Consider the following 20,971-nt stretch of genomic DNA (forward strand, 5'->3'; position numbering starts at 1 on the left):
TGACGGTTGTATTAGATGCCTGAATGTGATTGAGCGTTATACTTTGCCCGAAATGGGCAATCTGTGGAATGAAAACTATAAGCTACAAACCTGGCTGCAAGTAGAAATTGCTGTTTGCGAAGCACAGGCAGAATTGGGTTACATTCCATCAGAGGCGGTTGCAGAAATTAAGTCTAAGGCGAATTTTGACCCTCAGCGGGTGCTAGAAATTGAGGCTGAAGTCCGCCATGATATGATCGCTTTCTTGACAAATGTCAATGAATATGTAGGTGATGCGGGACGCTATATTCACCTGGGTTTAACAAGTTCGGATGTGTTGGATACGGCGTTAGCGCTGCAATTGGTTGCGAGTTTGGATGTGCTGTTGCTACGCCTAGAAGATTTAATCCAGGCAATTCGCCATAAAGCCAGAGAACACCGTTATACTGTGATGATTGGGCGATCGCATGGAATTCACGCTGAACCAATAACTTTTGGTTTTAAGTTAGCTGGATGGTTAGCAGAAGTGTTACGACACCAAGAACGCTTGCAAATTCTCCGCAAAACCATAGCTGTAGGTAAAATCTCTGGGGCAGTCGGAACTTATGCTAATATCGAACCTCGTGTAGAAGCGATCGCTTGTCAAAAACTCGGACTCAAACCCGATACCGCCTCTACACAAGTTATTTCCCGCGATATCCATGCTGATTATGTACAGCAATTAGCCCTTGTTGCTGCATCCATTGAACGCTTTGCGGTAGAAATTCGCAATCTCCAAAAAACCGACGTTTTGGAAGTTGAGGAATTCTTCGCCAAAGGCCAAAAAGGCTCCAGTGCTATGCCCCACAAGCGTAACCCCATTCGTTCAGAACGACTCACTGGGATGGCGCGATTAGTGAGAAGTCATGCAGGTGCAGTCTTAGAAAACGTAGCTTTATGGCACGAACGAGATATTTCTCACAGTTCTGTAGAACGGGTAGTTTTACCAGATGCTTGCATTTTAACCCACTTTATGCTGCATGAAATCACCGACTTAGTGACAAATCTGCTGGTTTATCCCCAGAATATGGAACGGAATCTTAACTGCTATGGTGGTGTAGTTTTCAGTCAAAGAGTCTTACTGACTTTGATCGACAAAGGACTCAACCGCGAAGAAGCTTATGCGATCGTTCAACAAAACGCACACACAGCTTGGAATCAACCAGAAGGTAATTTCCGCGATTTGATTAGCAAAGATCCCCGTGTTACTCAAAAGTTGTCATCAGCAGAAATAGAAACCTGCTTTGATCCACAGCAGCATCTCAAGCATTTAGACCAAGTTTATCAAAGGCTGGGTATTTAATTCCTGCTCTCATTAAGGAGGAGAGACGCGGAGAGGGGGAGACGCGGTGACGCGGTGATGTGGGGATAAATAACCGAATTACGAATTACGAATTACGAATTACGAATTATTTCCCCCTCTTTGCTCTGCGTTAAAAAAATACACCCACCAGCCACCAAAAACGCCACCGCACCCCCAAATCCACTGACTACAAGTGTCATCCCTGGGGGAAAAACTACACTAAATAGACTCATTGCCAAGGAAAATCCCCCAAAATACGTCCCAATTCCTAACCCAGCCCAGCGTTGAGGCATTAACTCCAAAGCAAAGGGAATTACCCCATTGACAATTAAACTAAATCCAGTTATGATAAAAAATATGATGGGAATCTGTGCGCGCATATATACCATTGCCAAAATTGAGCAAACAGTTATACCGACACCTGCGAGCATGACTCGACGATTTCCTAGCTTGACTGCACAGAAACCTGCGGGTAAAGCAGCAACAGCCAGAGCTAATCCAAACCAAACCATGATTGCAGTTATATCATTAGTATTAAGTTGAGTTTTCAGGGTTTTGCTTAAAGTATCCATCAGTAAACGGGAACCCCAACCGACAGTAAAACCGGTAACTAAGATTAAACCTAAGTTTTTGAGAGGTATTTTGGGTGTTTCTAGATTTTGTTGTGCTGTTGGTATTGCTGGGGGTTGGACAAAGCGTAACGCAAATGCAGCAGCAAGAAGAACAAAGGAAGCGATCGCAAACGCCAAAATTGCACCTAAACTAAGAATAAACTGATTAGCAATTCCTCTAAAAGCAGCAACGACTCCTCCCGCTAAAGTCACAAAACTGACTGCTAAAGGTAACTCAGCCGGCATTGCATATATTGTTAATAAGCACATTGCTGGAGAACGAAAAATAGTCATTGCTAAAGCCCAAGCTACCAAAGCTAATGGTAAAATTCCCCGTATCACCTCAGTTGGGGGAATGAAAGTCACAATACAGGGGATAGCAATTAACAAAGTTGCAGCGAGAATTACACCTGCCAAGATAAAAGGAATGCGACTTCCTAATTTTAGTCTAGCTTGATCTGAAAGTCCCCCCATCAGTGGTTCCATCACCACAGCCAAGGCATTTTCTACAACTAATATACCAACTGCTAAAGATGCGGGAAAACCAAATTGAGTTAAAAGTTGGGGTAAATAAGTATTATAAACCAACCAAGTCAAGGTAATTGCTGCCTGTAAACCTGCTAAAACCCAAACTTGTACCCATAAAATACTTGGTTGAGATTTCGAGGTAGTCATATTGATATGGGAAGAAAAGTTTCCGTCTTTTATCAATATAAATGGTGGGTTACGGCGCAATGGTAAAAAATAGCAATCTTCACTATGATTATCTTACCCGTCTAACCCACCATAAGGTGTAACTAGGTACTCGGTACTCAGAACTCGGTACTCGGTACTCTGATTTAATACTGGGGAACAGAAGAATCTACTTCCTGACTCCAAGCATTAATTCCACCTTTGACATTAGTTCCCACAATTCCGGCTTCCTTGAGAATACCAAGGGCTTTGGCAGAACGTCCACCCATTTTACAATGAGCAATTAAGCGGTGTCCGTTGAGTATTTCCTTCACCTTAGCAACACCATCACCGGTTTCAATATCAGGTAAAGGTACTAATACTGAACCAGGAATTTTGGCAATTTCATACTCATGGGGGTTACGGACATCGACCAATACAAAGTCTTTCGCACCACTGTCTATTAATGCCTTCAAATCCGTGACAGTCATTTCTTGAATTTCCATTTGCTGTTTCGCTTCTTCTGCTTGCGCTTGAGGTATACCGCAGAATATTTCGTAGTCTATTAACTTTTCAATGACTGGACGAATCGGATTAGGACGCAGTTTCAATTCTCGGAATTTCATTTCTAAGGCATTGTACAACAGCAAGCGTCCGCTGAGGGTATTACCATTACCAAGAATAATTTTGACTGTTTCGGTGGCTTGAATGATACCAATCATGCCTGGTAAAATCCCTAATACACCACCTTCTGCACAGGAGGGAACCATTCCTGGTGGTGGTGGTTCTGGATACAAATCACGATAGTTGGGACCACCTTCGTAGTTAAATACGGTTGCTTGTCCTTCAAAGCGGAAAATGGAACCGTAAACGTTAGGTTTGTCTAACAATACGCAAGCGTCGTTAACTAAATATCTGGTGGGGAAGTTATCAGTACCATCAACTACGATATCGTAAGGACGAATGATATCGAGGGCGTTTTCGGAACTTAAGCGAGTTTCGTATAAATCAACTTGACAATGGGGGTTGATTTCGTGAATACGGTTTTTCGCGGATTCGATTTTGGGTTTACCTACCCAAGATGTGCCGTGAATAACTTGACGTTGCAGATTGGAGGTATCAACGATATCAAAATCTACAATACCAATGCGTCCAATACCAGCTGCGGCTAAATATAACAGCAATGGTGATCCTAGTCCACCTGTACCGATACACAATACACTGGCAGCTTTGAGGCGTTTTTGCCCCTCCAGTCCCACTTCTGGCAAGATTAAGTGACGGGAGTAGCGTTCGTAGTCGTCTTTAGTCAACTGGATTTCATCCAGATTGGGATTTAGCATAGCAGTTGAATGGGAAAGCGCGGAGTATTAATGTTAACTTAAAATTGTTAAGTTTATATCTTCGATTGTTTCGGCTTGAAACTGGTGGTTTTCGTCAAGACTCCAACTTTGCAGTTCACAAGCTTTACCATTTTGGACGGAAACTATTATATATGAGTATTCTGGCCAAGCATAGAGTCTATCCCATTCTGAAGGGATAGCGGGGTAATCAGGATGGGAATGATAGATACCAATTATACTCAAGTTGCGGTTTCTGGCTTCCCTTTGCATTTGTAACATGAAAGCGGGTGCGATCGCATATCTTCTCTTGGTACTCTGGGCTTCTGCTGTAAAATTCACCGCTTCTTGATTCCAGGCGTTTTCTGTGGGTATGACTGTAATCAGGGTTTTGCTATCTTCAGCCATATGGCCTAGCATGATCCCACAGCATTCTTCAGGATAGGTGTTTTCGGCGTGATTGTTGATAATTTGTAAATGTTCTGGGTGGAGTTTGAGGTTCATTTTTGATTTTCAACCGCAGATAAACGCAGATTAAGAGGATATGTTTTTAGAGGTTGTGTGTACTACTCGTTCTATTTTTATTTTAGAATTGCCCAATTCGAGAAGACACCCGTAGGTTGTCTACATCTGCGGTTAAAAATTACTATTTACTATTAGGGTGAACAATGCTCACCCTACTTGTGTCATTAAGAAAAAAGCATCGCTATAATTATGTTACTATCGTAACTTTTCCTGTAGCTAGGTCATAACGTCCGCCCACAATTTTCAGTTTACCTTCTTTAATCAAACCGCTTAAAATTGTCGAACTTTCTGCCAAATTTTGCGCCTGATATTGAACATTGGCAATAATAGAATTTTCTTCTAAATTACCAGTTTTATTTCTAACGCTTTCTACAGCTGGTTTGATTTCTTCGACAAAAGTACCAATTCTTCCTGGTAAGGGATCACCTTTGATTGCTGCTGCTACTGCACCACATTTGGCATGACCCAGAACTACAATTAACTGAGCGCCTAATACTGCTGTGGAAAATTCTAAACTACCAATTGCTGTTGGACTAACAACATTACCAGCAACACGAACTACAAATAAATCTCCTAGTCCTTGATCAAAGACAATTTCCGCAGGTACTCTAGAATCAGCGCAACCTAGTATAGCTGCAAATGGATATTGGGCTAGAGCGGTTTCTTGCAAACGCGATTTTGATTGGTGAGGATTAAGACGTTTTCCTTCTACAAATCGCTGATTTCCTGCTACCAAACTTTTTAAGGCTGCGTCTGGACTAATTGGTTGTGGTTTGACAGATGTAGGTGGGTTGTCTGCTATAGCCGGCTCTCCTTTTAAGAGTATAGTACTAGCAGCAGTTACTCCAATGCCAAGACTACCTACCCCTGCTAATTTTAAAAAGTTACGGCGACCTACAAATCCGTTAATTTTACTCATTCCTTAATTACCTGAAAACAGATAATTTGGTTATACCATTTATATACAACTCATAAAGCTGCTGTTTTGGCATTTTTTGCTTTTTCTCAGATGAGTAATTTTTTGTAAAGTTTTTCTTATTAAGATTGATTTAATGCTTCTTCCCTGCACCTAAATATAATTCTCCCACTTTGGGATCAGTTAACAATTCTCTACCAGTTCCAGAAATAGCATCTCGTCCTGATTCTAATACACAACCACGATCAGCCATTTCCAAGGCTTTACGCGCGTTTTGTTCTACTAAGACAATGGCTGTACCCGATTGGTTAATTTGTTTAATTTGCTCAAATACTTGCGTTACCAAGATGGGAGATAAAGCCGCAGAAGGTTCATCTAAAAGTAGTAAACTGGGTTCTAACATCAAAGCTTTACCCATCGCTAACATCTGTCTTTCCCCACCAGATAAGGTTCCTGCACGTTGACGACGGCGATCGCTTAATCTGGGAAACATGGTGTATATTTTATCTTTTAGGGGTTTAATGGGAATATTTCGCACAAAGGCTCCCATTTCCAGGTTTTCTTCAATCGTCAGGGAAGGGAAAACGTTGGCTATTTGTGGGACATAACACATTCCCCGTTGGACGATTTGATTGGACTTTAACCCGGCAATATTGTCCCCTTTGAAGGTAATTGTGCCTGTGTGGGGTGTTAAAAGTCCAAATATGGTTTTTGCTAAGGTGGATTTACCAGCACCATTAGGACCAATAACGGTGACTAATTCGCCAGGTAATACTCGAAAATTTACACCTTGTAATATATCTACATCTTTGATATATCCAGCGTAGACATTTTCCACTTCTAATAAATAATCATTAGTCATTAGTCGTTAGTCATTAGTCATTAGTTATTAGTCAGTAGGAACAAGGAACTAGAAATTGGTAATTGGGTTATTTATTTCCCTAGTCCCCAGTCCCCAGTCCCCAGTCCCCAGTCCCCAGTCACCTAAGAGGGTGTTTTTTGCAATTCAGGGCGTTCTTCTGCCAGAATTGCATTTTCTACAGGGCAAACTTGTAAACAGATGCCACAGTCGATACAGGTAGCAAAGTCAATCCAGTACCAATCGGTGCCTTTGACGTTTTTACCTGGGCCCTCATGAATGCAAGCTACAGGACAAGCTACTACGCAGTCAGCCACGCCTTCACAAACTTCAGTCACAATTGTATGTGGCATTTTATCGATTCCCTCTCTTTAATGAATCAGTAGTTTTTAGCGTAACAATTTGTAATGTTATCTGTTAACCTACTGCTTCAATTGTCGTTGTACCATCCGCTTTAATCCAGGCGATTTGGGCGATAGAGCGATCGCTTGCATATTGACGGATAGCCTCTGTATCTCTTCCCCCCAAGTCAATTTCTACTCGCACTAACTCAGGAGTATCTCGTAACTTCTGGGCGTAAGCAAAAGCCGCCGCTTCAGCCGTTTTGCTTTCTGGTACTACTAACCAATTACTTGCGGGTATATTCTGAGGTAATTGCTGAGTTGATACAAGAGTTTGGTATAAATCATCAATGCTCAATTCAAAACCAATACCGGGAATGTTTTCCCCTTGGGGATGATATAGCCCCAAAAGTTGATCATAACGACCACCACGCCCTAAAACCTTGGCTTGACCATCTGTATCACTGACTACTTCAAACACAATACCTGTGTAATAATCAATAGTTTGAATCAAACTCAAGTCGAGAATTAAGGGAAATTTGCGGGCTGATTCTAGTAAATCTACTAGAGATTTGAGATTATTTACCGCCTGTTGCTGCTCGGAGTCTAGATCTAAGCTGCTGACTTTGGCCAAGACATCTGCACTATTACCGCGCAAATCCAGCATGATTCTGGCACGTTCGCGGAGTTCGTCATCGAGAGGTAGAGTATCTATTGTAATGCGATCAAGATGTGCGATCGCACTCCTCACCTTACTTTGCAAATTGCCAGGAAAAGCATTGAGTAGGGAGCGAGTAATTCCTGCTTCACCTAAGATTAAATGCCAGCCCTGCAAATCTAAAGCTGCTAAACAATTGGCTACCAACAATAACACTTCAGCATTTGCCAGTAACCCACCTGATCCTAGCAATTCCACCCCAGCTTGATAATATTCTTGCTGACGATTATGGCGCTTTTCCCAGTTGCGGCGAAATACGTTGGCATTGTAATACAGCCGTTGGGGATAAGTCGCCCCAGCCATGCGAGTAACCACTGTACGGGCAATAGAAGCTGTGAGTTCTGGACGTAAGCCCAATTCTTCATTTTGCCCACTTTGCAGTTCAATGACCATCTGGCGCTGAATTGCTTCACCCGCCATCAAAGTATCCATGCGTTCCAAAGTTGAGGTAATAATCCTGTGATATCCCCAACGATGAAATACTTGTTGTAACCTATCTTCAATCCAGCGTTTTTGAGCCACATCTAAAGGGAGTAAATCCCTAGCTCCCGCTGCTGGTTGATACACCATTATTTTTTCCCACCAAACAAACCACCAAACAAACCGCCACTTCCAGACTTATCTGGTTGCTTATCTCCGCTATTAGGAGATGAATTCACCTGAGTAGCACTGGGTTTAATGCCTAAAGCCTTGTCTACTTTGGGTTTCCATTCCAAAGCCAATTTGTCTTGAGGATTTAATTTCAGTGCATTGTCAAAGTGAATTTTTGCCATTCGCAGCTGATTTTCCCCTAAATATGCCATTGCGATCAAGCTATGGCAACGACTATTTCTCGGCTCTAGCCTCAAGGCATCTTGCAATTCTACTTTGGCTAGGGCAAATTGGTTTTTTTGAAGTAAAGTTTGAGCGCGACGGACGTACTGTTCCACAGCTGAGTCTTCTTTAGGCGGTGGTGGTGGCGGTGTTGGTGGCGCTAGATTTGTCCTGGGGGGACTGGCGTTAGGTAATTGGGGCTGGATGATTAACTGCCCTGATTTCCGCATCAGGTAGACTAAATTTAATTCACTAATTTGGCCAATTATTCGGCTTGCTTGCTGCAATTCATCAAATTGAGTTGTGGCAATTTTAGTGATCTGATTTTTGTACAATAGGTCTATATTCGGTGCGATCGCTAATTCCTTGGCTACATCTGTGTTGAGATCTACTGATCCTGATCCTTGTCCCAGACGCTTACCTATTTGCGATAAAACTAAGGTATATTCTGCCCGATTGCGTTCTACAGATAGTTTTTCATATGCTGGATTAACCAGCTTAGATAACAATTCATGGGCTATTTGTTTGTCTGTTTCACCGACCACAGTAGAACTATCTGGGTGCAAGCGCCGAGCAATTTTGAGATAGCGTTTGCGAACTTCTTTGGCATCCGCATCAATTGGCACACACAAAATTGCATGGTAATCTATGAAATCATATTTAAATAGTCCGCAATCTAATTTTAAAGGCATAATAATACAAGTGTTGCGTGTTGCACCCAAACAGCAATTTTTCTTAGTTTACCCTACCTATAAGGTTTAGCTATCAGTTCTTGATCATTGTCTTTGATTACCAAGCTGCAAGAGGGCTAACTTTTATTAATTCCTGACTCAGGCTGTTATGAATATAACCATTAGTTGCCAGTATTCTACCGGAATCGATTTGGAAAGGACTGTTGTCGTAGGCAGTAACTTTACCCCCTGCTTCTTCTAATAAAATTATACCAGCAGCAATATCCCAAGGTGCAATTCCTCTTTCCCAATAACCATCAACACGGCCACAGGCAACATAAGCCAAATCTAAAGATGCTGAACCGCCACGTCTCACGCCTTGGGTAAGATGGGTGAGATGACAGAATTCTGCGTAGTTGTTGTCTGATGTTTCTCGACGGTCATAAGCAAATCCCGTAGTCAACAGGCTTTTGCTCAATTCAGTAGTTTGAGAAACCCTTATAGGACGGCGGTTGCGCGTTGCACCTAAGCCGGCAGCCGCTCGGAAAAGTTCGTTATGGAAAGGGTCATAAATTACACCTACTTGCGATACACCATTAATAAACAAGCCAATGGAAACTGCGAAACAAGGATATTGATGGGCGTAGTTGGTTGTACCATCTAAAGGATCAATTGCCCACAGGTATTCATTATTTTGGTTTCCGAGTTTCCCGGATTCTTCTGCGAGGATAGAATGTTGGGGAAAATGGCGATGCAAAATTTCTAAAATCACCTTTTCGGAAGCTTTATCAGCTGCGGTAACTAAATCACCTGGTCGTCCTTTTTCGGTAATTGCGTCTTCTACTTTACCTAAATAATCCTGTAAGATCACACCAGCACTTAAAGCCGCTTCAGTAGCAATATCTAGAAAATTTTGTAAGTTAGTCATTGGTTATTGGTCATTGGTCATTGGTCATTGGTCATTGGTCATTGGTCATTGGTCATTGGTCATTGGTCATTGGTCATTGGTCATTGGTCATTGGTCATTAGTCATTGGTCATTGGTCATTGGGCATTGGTCATTGGTCATTGGTCATTGGTCATTGGTCATTGGTCATTGGTCATTAGTCATTTTCTCCGCGTCCCCGTGTCCCCGTGTCCCTGCGTCTCTCCCTCCCCCTGTTCACTATTCAACGATAAAGACGGCGAAATTCACCAGGAGTCAGACGCATGGGTTTGTCTGGGTTCCAGATTCCTTTGCCCATGAGTCTAGCCCATTGTTGGGCGCGTTCTAGGCGCTCGTCGTATTTGTGATTGGGCGATCGCGCTACAAATAGAGCATACCCTTGTTTCAGTACTTCTTCATTTAACAACACCTGATCTTTCCACACATAGGCTAAAGTTCGCCCAAATTGATCTTTGGCTTCTAAGTCCAACTCCAGCTTAACTGGTTTATCTGCACCACCAATCAAACTACCTAGAACTTCTTTAGCGTCTTCTCCCCAAGGACGCTGACGTAAATCTGGCGCTTCTAAACCAATTAACCGCAGAGGAGAAATTAAATTGGGTTGTTCTGCCATACCTAGTACTTCCAAGGTTTGTCCACTGACAACCCGCGCTACTTTCACTTCAGCCGGAATGTTGGTAGGTTGATTTTTGCCTTGGCAACTTACCAACAACCACAAGCAAGATAATATTGCTATTTTTTGCGCCAAGATGCTAAAACCCCTCTTTAAAGCCGCCATTCTACTCAGTAAGTATCTGCACCCTGCCACAATCTTCATCTTTTGCCTCTAGTCTTCATCTAAGGGTAAACCCGCTTTGATTTTGCCTTTGCCAAAAAAGCGCCCAAACTGGAGTTCATACACTTCATCTTCGTCTTGTGTTTCTACTTCCAAGTCAGAACGGGCATAACTGACGCATAGCAAAGCGTAACCTTTGCGGCGTAAGTCGGGGGATAGTCCAATGGCTTCTGGTTGGTAAATGTCTCCAGAGATGACTCTGACAGCGCAAGTGGTGCAAGCCCCGTTGCGGCAAGAGAAGGGTAATTCTACGCCATTGTGTTCGGCTGTGTGGAGAATATAGCGGTCTTCTGGGACTTGCAGGGTGTATGATGTGCCGGTTGCGCGATCGTGTACTCTAATTGTGTGGGTCTGAACCTTCTTCATTTTTGGGTGGGAATGGGGGATTTTAGATTTATTGTAAAAATATCTTGTTTAATATTTGCATTTTTTGGGTTTTTGTTTTATTATTGGAATTCATGGCACCTGGAGAGGTGGCCGAGTGGTTGAAGGCGCAGACCTGGAAAGTCTGTTATGCAGAAATGTATACGAGGGTTCGAATCCCTCCCTCTCCGTTTCTGAAACAGGTTTAAATATTTTCAGTTGACCCGGATTGATACAAACATTCTGGGTCAATTTTTTATACGGTAAATAATCAGCAAGTACAGAAACTTTAATTACGGCTTTTTGTAAAATGTTATTTACGCTAAGGTCATATGATGACAACAAACATCAAAACAGCAATGATAGCTGAACAATATCCTTTTGCTCAAGAATTGATTACTGATATTGGACAAATTAATACTAAAAAATACCTAAAACACTTGATACAACTAGGTTTTGCTAAAATAGCATCAAAGATTTAATAAAAATATGCTTTCTGATTCTTGAATCCCCTACTATGTAAGGACTTAACCTGATTAGGACTTACGCAAAAGTTTAGTTAAGAAAGCGAATATAAGTTTTGATAACAACAAAATAATAGTTGATATAGGACTAATATTTGATTTTTGAAATATACGTAGGGTGGGCATTGCCCACCCTACAAATACTTATATCTATTCAAGAATCAAATCGGATGCCTATATTAACATGAGATTAGTAGCTACATCTCCTTCCGAGACTCTAGTTATACAAGAATTGAATAACAATGGAAAGAGTGTATAAAATATCAAACATTGGGTAGATTTTCACCCAAATAGAATAAGTTTGTAGGGTGGGTTAGGCGCAACAAATAATCATGGGAGGATATGAGATAATTATTATTGTGCGCTGTAACCCACCATGAATATTGATGCTTAATGGTGGGTTACGCTGTCGCTCTAGCAAAGCCATGCCCGCAAGGGCTTTACCCACCCTACAATTTCACTTTTCAAACATCCTCTAAGACGGCTTGGTAGATAGAGCGAATTCGCCAACAGATGACTCAGCATAGTAGTCTGTTCCTACGGCAGTGGCAAACAAGTCGGCAATGCCGCAACATACATATAAGCTAAGTATCGGCATTCTACAGCAATTACTCAACACATCAGCTGTACCGAACTCAAAAATATGGGAAAATCCGCTAAAATTGCACAGTGTCATTAAAAACCCATTATCCAAATATAACTATAATTTTACCCAGTCATCCCCATTCTGAACACTAACGCACCGGCTGAAATGTTTAAACAGAGGGGATATACAGTTAAAAACAAGTAGGCTAAAAAAACGGGGAGACTAACGTGAGTTCTGAGTTTGATTACGATTTAGTGATTATTGGCGCAGGTGTAGGTGGACATGGCGCAGCCCTACACGCTGTTAACTACGGTCTGAAAACGGCGATTATCGAAGCAGCAGACATGGGTGGAACTTGTGTCAACCGGGGCTGTATTCCCTCTAAGGCGCTGCTGGCGGCTTCGGGAAGGGTGCGGGAGTTACGCAACGCCCACCACCTGAAATCTTTGGGAATTCAAGTTGGTAATGTAGAATTTGATCGGCAAGCGATCGCTAATCATGCCGATAATCTTGTTTCTAAAATTCAAGGGGATTTAACCAACAGTCTCAAACGTTTGGGAGTCGATATCATTCGCGGTTGGGGAAAAGTCGCAGGGACACAAAAAGTCTCTGTCACTACAGATAACGGTGAAAAAACCATCACGGCTCAAGATATCATTCTTTGTCCCGGTTCTGTTCCTTTCGTTCCTCCCGGAATTGAAGTAGACGGTAAAACTGTCTTTACCAGTGACCAAGGGGTAAAATTAGAATCCTTACCCCAGTGGATAGCAATTATTGGTAGTGGTTATATCGGTTTGGAATTTTCTGATATTTACACCGCTTTGGGCTGTGAAGTGACGATGATTGAAGCCCTAGATGTGTTAATGCCAGGATTTGACCGCGACATTGCTAAACTGGCAGAACGGGTTTTAATCGCTCCCCGCGACATTGAAACCAAAGTGGGAATATACGCCAAAAGAATCATTCCCGGTTCTCCCGTGGTGATTGAGTTAGCAGATTTCCAAACTAAAGAAGATATAGAGGTTTTGGAAGTTGATGCTTGCTTGGTAGCTACAGGACGCATTCCCGCCACCAAAAATCTTGGTTTAGATTCTGTGGGTGTGGAACTGGATAAACGGAATTTTATCCCCGTTAACGACAGTATGGCGGTACTCTCAGATGGTGAAGTTGTCCCCCACCTCTGGGCTATTGGCGACGCAAATGGGAAGATGATGCTGGCACACGCGGCTTCTGGTCAAGGTATTGTGGCTGTAGACAATATCCTGGGTAAAGGCAAAAAAGTAGACTATCGCAGCATTCCCGCAGCCGCTTTTACTCATCCCGAAGTTAGTTATGTGGGTTTAACGGAAACAGCAGCCCAAGAATTGGGTTTAGCTGAAGGTTTTGAAATTGCTACTAGTAAGAGTTATTTCAAGGGTAATTCTAAAGCTTTGGCAGAAAACGAAGCTGATGGGATTGCTAAGGTGATTTACCGTCAAGATACGGGTGAAGTTTTAGGTGTGCATATTTTCGGATTACACGCTTCAGATTTGATTCACGAAGCCTCAGCCGCAGTTGCTAATCGTCAATCTGTGCAGAAGCTTGCTCATTTGGTTCACGCCCATCCTACACTATCAGAAGTGCTGGATGAAGCTTATAAAAGAGCGATCGCAAGCTAGAAGAAGGCAGGAGGCAGGAGGCAGAAGGCAAGAGGTAAAAGTTCAATATTCTTCCCCTGCTTCCCCTGCTTCTCTTCCCAGTCCCCAGTCCCCAGTCCCCAGTCCCCAGTCCCCAGTCCCCAGTCCCCAGTCCCCAAAATGCAAATCCGTCGTCGTTCACCTAGTCAGGCTATTGATGTTTCTATTTTGCGCTATCAGATAGCTATTCCAGATTCCACACCAAATAATATTTTGGAGGAAATTGTTTGGCAAAAAGAGATAGAAGTTGAGCAAATGCGGGAAAGGCAGCCTTTGGCAGAATTGCAAAAAAAGCTGGTTTCTGCACCCCCAAGTCGTGATTTTATCGCTGCACTCCGTCAAGGTAAAACCAAACCTGCACTGATTGCTGAAGTGAAAAAAGCTTCTCCTAGTAAAGGAGTTTTACGTGCAGATTTTGACCCAGTAGCGATCGCCCAATCTTATCAAGCAGGTGGTGCTAGTTGTCTTTCTGTACTCACAGATACTAAGTTTTTTCAAGGTAGTTTTGAGAACTTATCTTTAGTTCGTGCTGCCGTAGATTTGCCTTTGCTATGTAAGGAATTTATCATTTATCCTTATCAAATGTATCTGGCTCGAATTTATGGTGCAGATGCGATTTTATTAATAGCCGCAATTCTCAGTGATCAACATTTACAATACTTTGTCAAAATTGCTAACAAGCTAAAAATGGCAGCTTTGATAGAAGTTCATAGTTTAGAAGAACTTGACCGAGTTTTAGCCTTAGATGGTGTTTCTTTAGTTGGTATAAATAATCGCAATCTAGAAGATTTTTCTGTTGACTTGCAAACTACCTGTCAACTACTGAAAGAAAGGGGTAGCCAATTGCAGGAAAAAAATATTCTCGTAGTTAGTGAATCAGGACTTCATCACCCAGATGATTTAATTGTAGTGGAAACAGCAGGCGCTTCAGCAGTGCTGATTGGTGAGTCTTTAGTAAAACAACCAGATCCGAAATTGGCAATTACTAATCTTTTTGGTAAATAACAGGAGTCAGGAAACAGGAGTCAGGAGTCAGGAGTCAGGAGTCAGGAGTCAGGAGTCAGGAGTCAGGAGTCAGGAGTCAGGAGTCAGAAGGAAGAAAGATAAAATATTCCCAATGACCAATGACCAATGACCAATGACCAATCTTTGTTTCCTATGTAACAATTTAGGGGACAAGAGATACACTCTGAGTAAGATGAAATCTCAAAAAAAGCACTCTCAAACTAACTTCATGGAGCAACTTCCTCTACCTGCACCTATCCATTATGAACTGATACTTCAACTTTTAGAGAAGCAAACCATGAGCGCAGTAAATCAAAACCAAGATTTACGGCATCAGGTCAGTCAGCTAATTATTACCATGCGAAAAGCTGCGGCGCAACAGAAGCGATTAGAGGAAATTTGTCAAGCTTCTGCTGTCGCAGTTGATCATCGTTGGTCACTTAATCATCTTGGAGAAAAAGTCATTACTCCTGATTGATACCTACTGAATATGTCGAAGTAATTCTTAGTTGCAATCATTGGGAGCTTGTACCCTCCACTGATTTTAGACCACCACATAGTAGATTTGGGTGAGGGCTTGTACCCTCTTAATTACGAATTACTAATTACGAATTAGTAATTATTCTGTCACTCTCTCAGCTACCATAAACTGATGACTGGTTTGGTTTCAAACTCACTCAAGTGGGTGAGAGCAAGTGTAGCGGTGATTTTCGACTGGAGCAAGATGTGAGTAGATGAATATCTAAAATTTGCCATCAGATTTAACCATCCCCACACAAATTTGACTTTTATTTGACTTTTAGGATAGAGATAATGGACGACAAGTTGATGTTGATGATTCCTGGTCCCACTCCGGTTCCAGAAGCGGCTTTACTGGCTTTAGCCAAGCATCCTATTGGTCATCGTACCAGTGAATTTAGCAACATGATGGGTGAGGTGACAGAAAACCTCAAATGGCTGCATCAAACTGCAAGTGATGTGCTAATGCTGAATGTTAGCGGTACTGGTGCAGTGGAAGCTGGGATAATTAATTTCCTTTCAAGCGGCGATCGCATTTTAGTTGGTTCTAATGGTAAATTTGGTGAACGTTGGGTAGAAGTTGGTCAAGCTTTTGGATTAAATGTGGAAGCTGTCACCGCAGAATGGGGACAACCCCTAGACCCAGACAAATTTGCCGAAAAGTTGCAAGCAGACACCAACAAGGAAATCAAAGCTGTAATTATCACCCACAGCGAAACCTCAACGGGTGTAATTAACGACCTAGAAGCCATCAACCGCCACGTCAAAGAACATGGTCAAGCCTTAATTATTGTTGATGCTGTCACCAGTTTAGGTGCTTACAATGTACCTGTAGATGCTTGGGGTTTAGATGTAGTCGCTTCTGGTTCCCAAAAAGGCTACATGATTCCTCCCGGTTTAGGATTTGTTTCTGTCAGTCCTAAAGCTTGGGAAGCTTACAAAACTGCGAAGTTGCCAAAATATTATTTAGATTTAGGTAAATATCGCAAAGCTACTGCTAAAAATACAACTCCTTTTACTCCCCCAGTTAACTTAATGGTGGCATTACACACCACTTTGGGGATGATGAAAAAAGAAGGTTTGGAATCAATCTTTACTCGCCATGAACGGCAGAAAAATGCTACCCGTGCAGCAATGAAAGCCTTAAATTTACCATTGTTTGCAGCTGATGAATGTGCGAGTCCAGCAATTACAGCCGTAGCAACCCCAGGAATTGAAGCGGATAAAATTCGGTCATTGATGAAAAAACGGTTTGATATTGCTTTAGCTGGTGGTCAAGACCATCTGAGTAATAAGATTTTCCGAATTGGTCACTTGGGTTTTGTGAGCGATCGCGATATCCTCAGTTGTATAGCCTCACTGGAAGTAGTTCTCTTAGAACTTGGCCGTGAAAACTTCAATTCTGGTGCAGGTGTAGCCGCTGCGGCAAGAGTTTTTGGACAATAGTGTTTGATTGAGCATTGGGCATTGGGAAGATTTTACTTTTCTTCCTTCTGACTCCTGACTCCTGACTCCTGACTCCTGAACCGATAGCGCAGCGTGGCGTAAGCCATAGGTCTGCGAAGCGTCTCCTAACTCCTAATAATAAAAGGGCGAGTTATTTGTTTAACTCGCCCTTTTATTTTGGATGTCAATAAGTAAAAACGCTCAAAGTAAATTTTTCCATCTATCAAACTTTGCACTGGGCAGAGTCGATTTGACATACCTCAATTCTCCTGAAGTAGCTCAACCGTTCCACATTTAATTTGCATACAGTCATACCATTTTAGATTTTGGATTTTAGATTTTGGATTGGAATTCCTTTCTATATCTGAATTCTGTAGATCCATCTGTCGCCATCATTCTTATTTTTTGGTATTACTAACAATGGATTTTTTAAATTTGAATTCCTTACTTATGCCGTTTCCAGCCAATCATAAATTTGGTCTAACTGCTCTAGAGTAATAAACCCATATTGCCAAAGAATCATAGTTAAAGAACCTGGGTCTTGCTCACGGTGACGCAGCGCTACAGCGAGAGAAGCTGTGGAAATTGCCAAATCTTCTTGGAGAAAATTAATCAATCGAGAATATCTTGATGGTGCCATTTTTATCTCACCTCCTTGAGTAGAGTGTATTATCATCTATCTGTTCCTTATTTCTGAGTATTATGTAGCCAGTATTTTATGTGTCACTATGCTGTTAATTGATAAATACCTCAGCACAGGTGATTTATTATTCTCCTAGGAGCAATTTTTCCCAGAGTTTTGGAGAAATAAAAACCCTCTTTTCCCCTGGTTTACCCCAATCTGAATCTTGTGTACTTTTCTGTGCTTTATGTGATCACACATGGAGTTAAAAAGATTTCATAGCCTATACTCCTCTATTGACGACTAGTTACACTTACGTCAAAGGGAGGATTTTTGCATGAACTCTGGGATTGGTATTCTAACTAGGACGCAAAGATGAGGATTGTATCTGGGAAACAAAAAAGTTTGATGTTATTAGCGCCACTGGTAAATATTAACCTCTTAACTGTAAATTTAACTATTCTACGTAATATTTTTTTTACAAAAATATCTTCATTAAAACTTTATAGTTCCTTCACAAAGTAAGCAACCACGTTCTGGCTACTGAGAAGTACCAGGATTTAAAAACTCAATTTTAACTTTATCATCTACTTTCAAGCCTAATTCTTTAGCTCGTTCTGCTCGAAGTTCAATCACTTGGTTTATAGGTACCTTAGGCCCAGGCCCATAGGTGGGACAAGGCTCACGATTACAGGAAGGTGCAGCGGTTTGTATATACTTGACTTTCCCATTTTCCATAAAGACCATATCCAAGGCCACAGGTACATTCTTCATCCAGAAACTTACAGGTTGCGCTGAGGGAAAAACAAACAGCATACCCTGGTCGTCTGGTAAAGCAGGTCGATACATCAGCCCCATCATTTGCTCTTCTGGCGTTCGCGCTACTTCTAACTTAATTTTTGTTCCTTGAGGAAGAGTGGCTTGGGCTGAAATTGGCAGATTTTGACCGGGAGACGCTGGTCTTTGCACTTGCGAATGTGGTGTATTAGTAGGAGTGTTAGCTGCGGTTGGTGGAGAACACCCTATCAGCAAAACACTCAGGAATATAGAAAACAAACTTAGCCAACGAAACATAAGCTATTCATATTTCAAATTTTAATTTGCGGTTTTTGTAATTTAGACTTCGATTTTACAGAAATTTTCGCAAAATAGAGAGCTATTTTGAGTTATTTTTTGGTGATCAACATCATATGAAAAATCCCACCCTTATAAGAGAATGGGAAATTTTACATCTTCGGTGTCAAAAGAGGCAAGGGAGCAGGGAGCAGAGGGAAAGAGGGTTTTAGTCTACTTAATTGCTGATCAAACAAACTCTCCGCGTCCCACCGTCCCCGTGTCTCCTACTCACCGCGTCCCACCGTCACCGCGTCTCCCAATCGCCGTGTCCCCGACTTAATTGGCGGCTGACTGAGCTTCTTGATAAATTATTTCTTGAAACTGAATCATATCTTTCTGCGGATCTGCCAGACTAACTTTAACTAACAATTGTTCACCCAAATTCACAGAACGCTTGAAGACCATTGGCAGCTGTAAGCCTAAATCTTCTAGTAAGATTAATGCCAAGTTGCTATCTTCGCGCAGCCACATCAAGACTGTGATTTGCCATACTTGCTGAGGATGACGGCGTAAATACTCTAGGGCATAATACCTATTAGTCTGCCGCTCCACCATTGTTAGTTCTTGGGTGGTACTGGTGACAGTCATCATCACTTCTTTGAGTTGTTCAGCGGAGAAGGGTAAAACTTCGCCTCGCAAGTGAGCTTTGAGTTGGAAGTGGGTGAGTAAGTCACTGTAACGACGAATAGGGGAAGTTGCTTGGGTGTAGGTATCTAAACCCAAACCAGCATGGCGCACAGGTGTAATGCTCATTTCACTTTTGGGCATACAACGACGCATAGCACAGGAACGAACAAACCCGGCAGGAAGTTGCAGTAATTCTTGTTCTGGGGGTAATTCTGGTTGGGGTTGTCCGCGAAATGGTAAAGGTATATTATGTGTTTGACCGTAACGCGCCGCTACTTCTCCGGCGAGAATCATCATTTCTGCTACCAACTGCCGCGATAAGGAATCATCTAAAATGTCAATGCTGATATCATCGTCTTTGACTTTGATCATCGCTTCTGGCATATTGATGCTGATGGCTCCTTGATTATACCGCCAAGCTTTCCGCCGTTGTGCAGAATTAGCGATCGCAGCAATTTCTGGTTCTGCTTCTACTCCCAATTCCAACATCTCGTCTACATCTTCATAGGTGAGGCGATAAGTTGGCTTCATCAAGCTAGGATGAATGCGGTAATCTTCTACAGATCCACTTTGATCTAAAACAATCCCAAAGCTGAGAGCGCAACAAATTTTCCCCTGTACCAAACTCATGGGGCCAGTGGCTAATACCTCCGGAAACATGGGAATCATCCCCGTTGGTAAATAAACTGTACTCCCCCGCTTTCTGGCTTCTAAATCTAAATCATCTTCTGGCATTAACCACCTAGTGGGGTCAGCAATATGTACCCACAGCCGCTCCCGACCATCTGGTAGTAATTCCCAACTCAATCCATCATCTATCTCGGTAGTACTTTCATCATCGATTGTGTATACCTTCAGATGAGTCAGATCCAAACGATTTACATCTAAGTCAGTTGGGGGAAAATCTAAGCGTTGTTGCGCCACTTCTAATACCTTGTTGGGAAACTGAACGGGAATTGAAGAACGACGCAGGAACAGGTTTTCATGGGTATTCCACCAACCTATGTCTATCAACAGTTGAAAGGCTGCTTGGGGTGTAGCAGACCGTCCCAGCATATTCATAGTTTCTAAAACTGGTACACCGGGGGGATACGCACGAGCTAAAGAGTCGAAGTTTACCCCTGTTCGCACTATGTCTGCCAGTAACACCGCGTATTTTTCCAGTGCTTCTAAGCGCTGGCGGTCATGGCGTTGCCATTCTACGGGTTCACCCTTGAGTGCCTGTTCTACACGCGCTAAAAATTCCTGCTGTCCCTTAGCTTTTTGGGTTTCTACTTCAATCTGGTGTTTGCGTTCTGCTACTTGTGTAGCGGTACGCGGTTCGTAAGCATCGCCTTTTTGCTTGAAATAGAGTTTGTCCTCTGATAACAAACAATGAGCGGCATAACACTGAGGTGCATCTGATTCTGAAAAAAGCAGATTTGCCATTTGGCTGGGGGTGACTGTTTCTCCATCTTCCACCAGCAATTCCCAAGCTACTTCCAAGCTAGATGGATCTAAGTAAGGCTTGACTTGTTCTAAAAAGTTGGCAATTTCCGAGGGCTTGTAAGTTTGTCCGTTAACTGTATGAGTTATTTGTCGAGGCGCGAGGCTGTGGGATTGTCCTCGTTCATCTACTACAAACCAACGGGTCTTGCCGTCAGGACGATCTACTACTCCTAGACGGCTATCGCCTTGAACCCTAAATTCAACTAGCGTCCCCTTGTCCACAACTCTCGCACTTTAATAATTTTAGATTTTAGATTTTAGATTTTGGATTAAATAATTACTATCTAATCCCCAATCTGACGATTTGAAATTGGGAATGCTATTATACATTCCTTTACTTTTAATCAAATTTTAGATTTTGGACTCAAAGAAACGTTTAATAAATATTGCCAACGTTACTTTTTCTGGATTATTCCTCAAATCCAAAATCCAAAA

22 protein-coding genes and 1 tRNA gene are annotated in these 20,971 nt (G+C 42.2%); 8 read left to right on the forward strand and 15 right to left on the reverse strand.

Annotated elements, in window-relative coordinates; all coding sequences use genetic code 11:
• Positions 1-25: 25 nt before the first annotated feature.
• Positions 26-1,321, forward strand: a complete 1,296-nt coding sequence (gene purB / locus H6G59_RS11910) for an adenylosuccinate lyase (protein WP_190714665.1) — start codon at positions 26-28, stop codon at positions 1,319-1,321.
• Positions 1,322-1,413: 92 nt separating this feature from the next.
• On the opposite strand, the gene H6G59_RS11915 is transcribed toward purB, so the two are convergent.
• The 9 genes from H6G59_RS11915 to H6G59_RS11955 form a co-directional block, all read right to left on the reverse strand.
• Positions 1,414-2,607 (reverse strand): MFS transporter, encoded by a 1,194-nt coding sequence (locus H6G59_RS11915; protein WP_190714666.1) that lies wholly within the window; start codon positions 2,605-2,607, stop codon positions 1,414-1,416.
• Positions 2,608-2,771: 164 nt separating this feature from the next.
• Positions 2,772-3,944 (reverse strand): molybdopterin-synthase adenylyltransferase MoeB, encoded by a 1,173-nt coding sequence (moeB, locus tag H6G59_RS11920; protein WP_190714668.1) that lies wholly within the window; start codon positions 3,942-3,944, stop codon positions 2,772-2,774.
• A 33-nt stretch (positions 3,945-3,977) separates the two neighbouring features.
• Positions 3,978-4,445, reverse strand: a complete 468-nt coding sequence (locus tag H6G59_RS11925; protein ID WP_190714670.1) for a M67 family metallopeptidase — start codon at positions 4,443-4,445, stop codon at positions 3,978-3,980.
• A 208-nt stretch (positions 4,446-4,653) separates the two neighbouring features.
• On the reverse strand, positions 4,654-5,385 hold the full coding sequence (locus tag H6G59_RS11930; RefSeq protein WP_190714672.1) for a carbonic anhydrase: 732 nt from the start codon (positions 5,383-5,385) through the stop codon (positions 4,654-4,656).
• 130 nt (positions 5,386-5,515) lie between these two features.
• Positions 5,516-6,244 carry an ABC transporter ATP-binding protein gene (locus tag H6G59_RS11935; RefSeq protein ID WP_190714674.1) on the reverse strand — a complete coding sequence of 243 codons (729 nt, stop codon included), beginning with the start codon at positions 6,242-6,244 and terminating at the stop codon, positions 5,516-5,518.
• A 122-nt stretch (positions 6,245-6,366) separates the two neighbouring features.
• Entirely contained in the window at positions 6,367-6,594 is a 228-nt protein-coding gene (locus H6G59_RS11940; RefSeq protein ID WP_190714676.1) for an indolepyruvate ferredoxin oxidoreductase subunit alpha, read from the reverse strand.
• Between the two features lie 64 nt (positions 6,595-6,658).
• Positions 6,659-7,870 (reverse strand): ATP phosphoribosyltransferase regulatory subunit, encoded by a 1,212-nt coding sequence (locus H6G59_RS11945; RefSeq protein WP_190714678.1) that lies wholly within the window; start codon positions 7,868-7,870, stop codon positions 6,659-6,661.
• Complete coding sequence (locus tag H6G59_RS11950; RefSeq protein WP_190714680.1) at positions 7,870-8,805, reverse strand: J domain-containing protein; 936 nt, start codon at positions 8,803-8,805, stop codon at positions 7,870-7,872. The genes H6G59_RS11945 and H6G59_RS11950 overlap by 1 nt, the downstream gene beginning before the upstream one ends.
• Before the next feature lie 97 nt (positions 8,806-8,902).
• Positions 8,903-9,712: an inositol monophosphatase family protein gene (locus H6G59_RS11955; RefSeq protein ID WP_190714682.1), complete on the reverse strand. Its 810-nt coding sequence runs from the start codon at positions 9,710-9,712 to the stop codon at positions 8,903-8,905.
• Positions 9,713-9,725: 13 nt separating this feature from the next.
• Between H6G59_RS11955 and H6G59_RS11960 the strand changes: the two genes are divergently transcribed.
• Positions 9,726-9,890, forward strand: a complete 165-nt coding sequence (locus H6G59_RS11960) for a hypothetical protein (RefSeq protein ID WP_190714684.1) — start codon at positions 9,726-9,728, stop codon at positions 9,888-9,890.
• A 62-nt stretch (positions 9,891-9,952) separates the two neighbouring features.
• On the opposite strand, the gene H6G59_RS11965 is transcribed toward H6G59_RS11960, so the two are convergent.
• On the reverse strand, positions 9,953-10,507 hold the full coding sequence (locus H6G59_RS11965; RefSeq protein WP_190714686.1) for a thermonuclease family protein: 555 nt from the start codon (positions 10,505-10,507) through the stop codon (positions 9,953-9,955).
• 48 nt (positions 10,508-10,555) lie between these two features.
• Positions 10,556-10,930: a 2Fe-2S iron-sulfur cluster-binding protein gene (locus H6G59_RS11970; RefSeq protein WP_127056358.1), complete on the reverse strand. Its 375-nt coding sequence runs from the start codon at positions 10,928-10,930 to the stop codon at positions 10,556-10,558.
• A gap of 101 nt (positions 10,931-11,031) precedes the next feature.
• Between H6G59_RS11970 and H6G59_RS11975 the strand changes: the two genes are divergently transcribed.
• Positions 11,032-11,118, forward strand: a tRNA-Ser gene (locus H6G59_RS11975).
• Positions 11,119-11,259: 141 nt separating this feature from the next.
• Positions 11,260-11,409: a hypothetical protein gene (locus H6G59_RS11980; RefSeq protein ID WP_190714688.1), complete on the forward strand. Its 150-nt coding sequence runs from the start codon at positions 11,260-11,262 to the stop codon at positions 11,407-11,409.
• Between the two features lie 517 nt (positions 11,410-11,926).
• Here H6G59_RS11980 and H6G59_RS27595 read toward each other — a convergent pair.
• Complete coding sequence (locus H6G59_RS27595; protein WP_277924629.1) at positions 11,927-12,049, reverse strand: hypothetical protein; 123 nt, start codon at positions 12,047-12,049, stop codon at positions 11,927-11,929.
• 215 nt (positions 12,050-12,264) lie between these two features.
• On the opposite strand from H6G59_RS27595, the gene lpdA reads away from it, so the two are divergent.
• The 4 genes from lpdA to H6G59_RS12000 all read left to right on the forward strand — a co-directional run bounded on the left by lpdA (position 12,265) and on the right by H6G59_RS12000 (position 16,683).
• Positions 12,265-13,695: a dihydrolipoyl dehydrogenase gene (lpdA, locus tag H6G59_RS11985; RefSeq protein ID WP_190714690.1), complete on the forward strand. Its 1,431-nt coding sequence runs from the start codon at positions 12,265-12,267 to the stop codon at positions 13,693-13,695.
• Positions 13,696-13,833: 138 nt separating this feature from the next.
• A complete protein-coding gene (trpC, locus tag H6G59_RS11990) occupies positions 13,834-14,718 on the forward strand; it encodes an indole-3-glycerol phosphate synthase TrpC (RefSeq protein WP_190714692.1) in 885 nt (294 codons plus the stop codon).
• A gap of 229 nt (positions 14,719-14,947) precedes the next feature.
• Positions 14,948-15,196 (forward strand): DUF5340 domain-containing protein, encoded by a 249-nt coding sequence (locus H6G59_RS11995; RefSeq protein ID WP_190714824.1) that lies wholly within the window; start codon positions 14,948-14,950, stop codon positions 15,194-15,196.
• 335 nt (positions 15,197-15,531) lie between these two features.
• Positions 15,532-16,683, forward strand: coding sequence for a pyridoxal-phosphate-dependent aminotransferase family protein (locus tag H6G59_RS12000; protein ID WP_190714694.1), 1,152 nt, complete (start codon positions 15,532-15,534; stop codon positions 16,681-16,683).
• A gap of 448 nt (positions 16,684-17,131) precedes the next feature.
• Here H6G59_RS12000 and H6G59_RS12005 read toward each other — a convergent pair whose 3' ends face one another.
• The 3 genes from H6G59_RS12005 to H6G59_RS12015 form a co-directional block, all read right to left on the reverse strand.
• Complete coding sequence (locus H6G59_RS12005; RefSeq protein WP_190714696.1) at positions 17,132-17,359, reverse strand: DUF2949 domain-containing protein; 228 nt, start codon at positions 17,357-17,359, stop codon at positions 17,132-17,134.
• A gap of 486 nt (positions 17,360-17,845) precedes the next feature.
• Positions 17,846-18,379: a DUF192 domain-containing protein gene (locus H6G59_RS12010; protein ID WP_190714697.1), complete on the reverse strand. Its 534-nt coding sequence runs from the start codon at positions 18,377-18,379 to the stop codon at positions 17,846-17,848.
• A 318-nt stretch (positions 18,380-18,697) separates the two neighbouring features.
• On the reverse strand, positions 18,698-20,758 hold the full coding sequence (locus tag H6G59_RS12015; protein ID WP_190714699.1) for an RNB domain-containing ribonuclease: 2,061 nt from the start codon (positions 20,756-20,758) through the stop codon (positions 18,698-18,700).
• Between the last annotated feature and the right edge of the window lie 213 nt (positions 20,759-20,971).

Origin of the sequence: Anabaena lutea FACHB-196 (assembly GCF_014698305.1) — a bacterium.
GTDB lineage: Bacteria > Cyanobacteriota > Cyanobacteriia > Cyanobacteriales > Nostocaceae > Anabaena > Anabaena lutea.

Excerpts from the sequence above, each read along its gene's own strand:
- moeB (WP_190714668.1), bottom strand. The coding sequence starts at position 3,944 with ATGCTAAATCCCAATCTGGATGAAATCCAGTTGACTAAAGACGACTAC.
- H6G59_RS11980 (WP_190714688.1), top strand. The coding sequence starts at position 11,260 with ATGATGACAACAAACATCAAAACAGCAATGATAGCTGAACAATATCCT.
- H6G59_RS11930 (WP_190714672.1), bottom strand. The coding sequence starts at position 5,385 with ATGAGTAAAATTAACGGATTTGTAGGTCGCCGTAACTTTTTAAAATTA.
- H6G59_RS11935 (WP_190714674.1), bottom strand. The coding sequence starts at position 6,244 with ATGACTAATGATTATTTATTAGAAGTGGAAAATGTCTACGCTGGATAT.
- H6G59_RS11945 (WP_190714678.1), bottom strand. The coding sequence starts at position 7,870 with ATGGTGTATCAACCAGCAGCGGGAGCTAGGGATTTACTCCCTTTAGAT.
- H6G59_RS11950 (WP_190714680.1), bottom strand. The coding sequence starts at position 8,805 with ATGCCTTTAAAATTAGATTGCGGACTATTTAAATATGATTTCATAGAT.
- H6G59_RS11955 (WP_190714682.1), bottom strand. The coding sequence starts at position 9,712 with ATGACTAACTTACAAAATTTTCTAGATATTGCTACTGAAGCGGCTTTA.
- H6G59_RS11940 (WP_190714676.1), bottom strand. The coding sequence starts at position 6,594 with ATGCCACATACAATTGTGACTGAAGTTTGTGAAGGCGTGGCTGACTGC.
- trpC (WP_190714692.1), top strand. The coding sequence starts at position 13,834 with ATGCAAATCCGTCGTCGTTCACCTAGTCAGGCTATTGATGTTTCTATT.
- H6G59_RS11925 (WP_190714670.1), bottom strand. The coding sequence starts at position 4,445 with ATGAACCTCAAACTCCACCCAGAACATTTACAAATTATCAACAATCAC.
- H6G59_RS12010 (WP_190714697.1), bottom strand. The coding sequence starts at position 18,379 with ATGTTTCGTTGGCTAAGTTTGTTTTCTATATTCCTGAGTGTTTTGCTG.
- H6G59_RS11965 (WP_190714686.1), bottom strand. The coding sequence starts at position 10,507 with ATGGCGGCTTTAAAGAGGGGTTTTAGCATCTTGGCGCAAAAAATAGCA.
- H6G59_RS12000 (WP_190714694.1), top strand. The coding sequence starts at position 15,532 with ATGGACGACAAGTTGATGTTGATGATTCCTGGTCCCACTCCGGTTCCA.
- H6G59_RS11970 (WP_127056358.1), bottom strand. The coding sequence starts at position 10,930 with ATGAAGAAGGTTCAGACCCACACAATTAGAGTACACGATCGCGCAACC.
- H6G59_RS27595 (WP_277924629.1), bottom strand. The coding sequence starts at position 12,049 with ATGCCGATACTTAGCTTATATGTATGTTGCGGCATTGCCGACTTGTTT.
- H6G59_RS11915 (WP_190714666.1), bottom strand. The coding sequence starts at position 2,607 with ATGACTACCTCGAAATCTCAACCAAGTATTTTATGGGTACAAGTTTGG.
- H6G59_RS11995 (WP_190714824.1), top strand. The coding sequence starts at position 14,948 with ATGGAGCAACTTCCTCTACCTGCACCTATCCATTATGAACTGATACTT.
- H6G59_RS12005 (WP_190714696.1), bottom strand. The coding sequence starts at position 17,359 with ATGATAATACACTCTACTCAAGGAGGTGAGATAAAAATGGCACCATCA.